3 protein-coding genes and 1 pseudogene are annotated in these 3,746 nt (G+C 72.4%); 2 read left to right on the forward strand and 2 right to left on the reverse strand.

Annotation, left to right across the window (positions count from 1 at the left end):
• Nucleotides 1–583 (forward strand): response regulator transcription factor (locus tag AB0J39_RS38690; RefSeq protein WP_363474068.1); only part of this gene is annotated, 583 nt, incomplete at its 5' end.
• Nucleotides 584–621: 38 nt separating this feature from the next.
• Nucleotides 622–2,127 (forward strand): aldehyde dehydrogenase family protein, encoded by a 1,506-nt coding sequence (locus tag AB0J39_RS38695; protein ID WP_363474070.1) that lies wholly within the window; start codon nucleotides 622–624, stop codon nucleotides 2,125–2,127.
• A 157-nt stretch (nucleotides 2,128–2,284) separates the two neighbouring features.
• On the opposite strand, the gene AB0J39_RS38700 is transcribed toward AB0J39_RS38695, so the two are convergent.
• Entirely contained in the window at nucleotides 2,285–3,076 is a 792-nt protein-coding gene (locus tag AB0J39_RS38700; RefSeq protein ID WP_363474072.1) for a ThuA domain-containing protein, read from the reverse strand.
• A gap of 313 nt (nucleotides 3,077–3,389) precedes the next feature.
• A pseudogene (locus AB0J39_RS38705) lies at nucleotides 3,390–3,746 on the reverse strand (ATPase); the annotation flags it as partial.

Consider the following 3,746-nt stretch of genomic DNA (forward strand, 5'->3'; position numbering starts at 1 on the left):
CGCCCACGGCACGGCGGACCCGGAGGTCTGGCGGCGCGCCGTCGACGCATTCGGCTTCGGCTTCGTGTACGAGGAGGCACGGTCGCGGTGGCGGCTGGCCGAGAGCCTGCTGCGGGCGGGCGATCGAGCGGCGGCCCGCGCCGAGTGGGAGCACGCGGTGCGCGTCGCCGCCACGCTCGGAGCCCGGCCCTTCCTGGAGACGCTCAGGTCCGTCGGCACGCGGGCGGGGTTCCCGGACCCGACCGCGACCGGCACCACAGACGGCACGACGGGCGGCCCGGCCGTGCCCGCGCCGGGCGTCCCCGCCGCGGACGACGGGACCTCCGCCCCGGCCGCCACCGCGGGCGGGGAATCGGGACGGCTGGCCGCGCTCACCGCACGCGAACGTGAGGTGCTGGCCCACGTCGCGGACGGCCTGGCCAACCGGGAGATCGGCGAGCGGCTGTTCATCTCCCAGAAGACGGTCAGCGTGCACGTCTCCAACATCCTGGCCAAGCTCGGGGTGACCAGCCGCACCCAGGCCGCGGCGGTCGCCCTGCAGGAGGGCCTGTCGCCGGGCACCCCGCGTGGAAATACTGTGTAATCGAGGCTCGGCACCAGCAACACTTCCGGAGGTCAGCGGTGGCTCGGCAGATCGTTTCCGTCGTCGCGGGTGAGGAGCTCTCTTCGGGCACGCCCTATGAGTCGGTGAACCCGGCGCGGCCCGCGGAGACCGTGGCGACCGTCCTGCTCGCGGACGCGGACGGCTTCGCCGGCGCGTGCCGCGCCGCGGCGGCGGCCCAGCGGGAGTGGGCCCGCGTCCCCGCCCCCGTGCGCGGACGGGTGATCGCCTCGATCGGCCGCCTCGTCGAGGCCAACACCGAGGCGCTGGCCCGGCTGGTGACCGAGGAGATCGGCAAGCCGTACGCCGAGGCGCTGGGCGAGGTCCGCGAGATCGTCGACACCTGTGACTTCTTCCTCGGCGAGGGCCGCCGTCTCTACGGGCAGACCGTGCCGTCGGAGATGCCCGACAAGAGCCTGTTCACGTTCCGGGTGCCCGTCGGCGTGGCGGCGGTCGTGACGGCCGGCAACTTCCCGGTGGCCGTGCCCTCGTGGTATCTGGTCCCGGCGCTGCTGTGCGGCAACGCGGTCGTGTGGAAGCCCGCGGAGTACGCCGCGGCGTCCGCGCACGCGCTCTACCGGCTGTTCGCGGCGGCCGGCCTCCCCGACGGCGTGCTCAACCTCGTGTTCGCCGCAGGCGACCAGACGTACGCGGGGCTCGACCGCGCGCTCGGCGAGGGCACCGTGCAGAAGGTCGGCTTCACCGGGTCGAGCGCGGTCGGCCGGGCCGTCGGCGAGCTGTGCGGCCGGCATCTGCAGTCGCCCTGCCTGGAGCTCGGCGGCAAGAACCCGATGGTCGTGATGCCGGACGCCGACCTCGACCTCGCGGCCGAGGGCGCCCTGTTCTCCGGGTTCGGCACCGCCGGGCAGCGGTGCACCTCCCTCGGCACGGTCATCGTCCACGAGGACGTGCACGACGAGTTCCTGCGCCGGTTCACCGCCGCCGTACGCGACGCGAAGGTCGGCGACCCGAACGGCGACGTCCTGTACGGCCCGCTGCTCGACCACAGGTTCGCCGAGCGGTACGAGGAATACCTGGGCTGGATCCAGCCGCACCACACCGTGCTGCCCGGCCCGGTCGGGCGGATGGACGGCGACGGCCTCTACTACCACCCGGTGGTCGTGGACGGCGTCCGCCCGGACGACCGGCTGTTCCTGGAGGAGACGTTCGGCCCGATCGTGGGCGTGACGACGTTCTCCACCCTCGACCAGGCGATCGACCTGGCCAACCGGCCGGGATACGGCCTGTCGTCGTCCATCTACACAAGCGACCCGAAGGCGGTGTTCCGCTTCCGCGAGGGCGTGTCGGCCGGGATGGTCAGCGTCAACAACTCCACCTCCGGCGCGGAGGCCCACCTGCCGTTCGGCGGGAACGGCAAGTCGGGCAACGGCAGCAGGCAGAGCGGCATGTGGGTGCTCGACCAGTTCACCCGCTGGCAGGCCATGAACTGGGACTACTCGGGCCGCCTGCAGAAGGCCCAGATGGACGTCGCGGAGATCACGCCGGACCTGGGCTTCCGGCTCTGATCCCCTGAGAACCTCCTCCCGGCCTCCGACCGCCCGTGGCCGGGGCACGCGCGGGCACGCCGCCCGGTGGACTCACCGGACGGTGTGCCTCGGTCACCGGAGGACCGGCTCCGGCAGCGGGGGCCGCGTCACGTGGCCGGACGTTCCCCGCTCACCCTCAGTCGCCGTGGGGGTCGCAGGGGAAGTTCGTCACACCGGCGGTCATCTGGATTCCGCCCAGCAGGTGCTTGAGGAACAGCGGGTCGCTGAAGGACTCCTTGGTGTGGCCCATGCCGGTGTACCAGGAACGCCCGCCGTCGTAGTTGTGGCACCAGGCGATGGGGTGGTCGCCCATGGCGCCGGAGCCGGGGTTGTAGGACTTCTCGTCGAGCTCGGCGAGCACGCGCACCCCGGCGTCGCGCGGGTTGGTGCGGTAGTTGTACCACTCGTCCCAGCGGTTCCAGCGGTTCGGCAGCCCGCGGTTGGACGCCGCGCCCTGGCCCACCATCTTCACCGTGGCGTTCTGCTGCGCCGGGTGGTTGCGGAAGTAGGCGCCGACGAGGCCGCCGTACCAGGCCCAGCTGTAGCCCGAGTCCCCCGCGGCGTGCACGCCGACGAAGCCTCCCCCGTTGCGGATGTAGCGCTCGAACGCCGCCTTCTGCTCGGGCTGGCCGAGCGGGTCGCCGGTCGTGGACATGAAGACGACGGTCTGATACTTGGCGAGGTTCGCGTCGGTGAACTGGGACGCGTCCTCCGTCACGTCCACCGCGAAGCCGTTCTCCTGGCCGAGCTTCTGGATCGCCGCCTCACCGGCGGGGATCGAGTCGTGCCGGAAAGCGGTGGTCTTGCCGAAGACGAGCACGCGGAACTCGGAGTCGTCCGCGGGGGCCGCGAGCGCGGTGGTGCCGGCGAACGCCGGCGCGATGATCGCGGACAGTGCCGCCAGAGCGAGCAGTCGCTTACGTGACATGGTGACAGTCCTCCATCTCATGCGTCATGGAGGCCGGCCCACTGGGGGGTGGTGGGCCGGCGGTTCCGTGACGGAAGGCAGGGCCGCGCACCGCCGAAACGGTCTTCACGGCCTCAAGTGGGCGCCAAATTACCCCCTTTGGTCACCACATGGAAGAAGTTACGTACAAGTTTCAAGAACTTTCGCATGTGGTAGGACAAAGTCGTGATGACATCAGGGCTTTGCCGAGCGGGGCCGGGGCGGCGTGTTTCACCAGGCCCGGAACACGCCGATCCCCGGCGGGCGATGGCCCGCCGGGGATCGGATCGATGACCTACGCCTCCGGACCTCGGCGGCCGTCGTAGCCGAGCAGCCGCATCGCGACCTCCGGGTCCATGGCCGCCGCGAGCAGCTGGGCCCGGTCCGCCGCCCGGTCCCTGGCCTCCTCGGCCCGCCGCCGCCCCGCCTGATGGGAGCGGACCAGCAGGACCGCGACCGTGATGCCGCCGATGACCGCCACCAGCGCGACGGCCAGCAGCACGGCCGTGCCGACGGGCACCCCGCCGACCGCGGCCGCCCCTGCGGCTCCCTGGGGCGGGGCGAGGAGCAGCGCCCCCAGCAGCACGAGCAGCACCACCGCCACGACGACTCCGACGACCGCCCACAGCGCGCCGTGCGACCGGCGGGCCGG

The sequence above is a fragment of the Microbispora sp. NPDC049633 genome, assembly GCF_040675265.1.
Classification (GTDB): domain Bacteria; phylum Actinomycetota; class Actinomycetes; order Streptosporangiales; family Streptosporangiaceae; genus Microbispora; species Microbispora maris.

Coding starts and splice junctions, on each gene's coding strand:
- AB0J39_RS38700 (WP_363474072.1), bottom strand. CDS start 3,076: ATGTCACGTAAGCGACTGCTCGCTCTGGCGGCACTGTCCGCGATCATC.